Here is a 670-nt window from a genome sequence, read left to right as displayed (position 1 = left end):
CACGGTGACCATCGTCCTGTCCCGCGGGATGACCGCCCACCCGAATTCGCTGACCACGCTGGACTATCCGCGCGGCATGGTCGCGGGCCGCAAAAAGGAGCTCGCCTTCAGCCTGGGCGGCATGGGCTCGTCCAGCACGAACTACTACAACCAGGCCTACAGCCGCCAAGGCTGGTCCGAGATCGCCGCCGAGGTACGCGAACGCTGGCAGCGCGGCGACCGCGACGGCGCGGCCGCACTGGTCACCGACGAGATGGTGTTGGCCACCACGCTGATCGGCACCGAGGAGATGGTTCGCGCCCGGCTCAGCGTGTGGCGGGACGCCGGCGTGAACACCGTGCGGCTGTATCCGGCCGGCGACACGCTGGATGCGAAGCTTGGCACGCTCGGCCGGGCCATCGAGCTGGTCGGCGAGATCGGCTAAACCCCGACCGTGGGGGATATGGACAAATTAACGACGGTTTTCGTACCCGGGCCACACGCTCGGCGGCCGGGGCGTCAGCGAACGGCCGTGGGCGCGTCGGTCGCCTTGACGAGTCGCACCTCCGGACGCTCCGGCACCCCGTCGGCCAGGAACCACCGGAAGGCGAGGTTGCCGCGCGGATAGTCCAGCGTGGTCAGCGAATTCGGGTGGGCGGTCATCCCGCGGGACAGGACGATGGTCACCGTG

At 69.1% G+C, this 670-nt stretch carries 1 protein-coding gene; it reads left to right on the top strand.

Annotation, left to right across the window (positions count from 1 at the left end; all coding sequences use genetic code 11):
• A partial coding sequence (locus A9X05_RS01300; RefSeq protein ID WP_231978208.1) for an LLM class flavin-dependent oxidoreductase occupies positions 1-424 on the top strand: 424 nt, incomplete at its 5' end.
• Positions 425-670 lie beyond the last annotated feature (246 nt).

Source organism: Mycobacterium sp. E3298 (assembly GCF_001666895.1).
Taxonomy (GTDB): domain Bacteria; phylum Actinomycetota; class Actinomycetes; order Mycobacteriales; family Mycobacteriaceae; genus Mycobacterium.
This window is presented reverse-complemented; position numbering and strand designations above follow the sequence as displayed.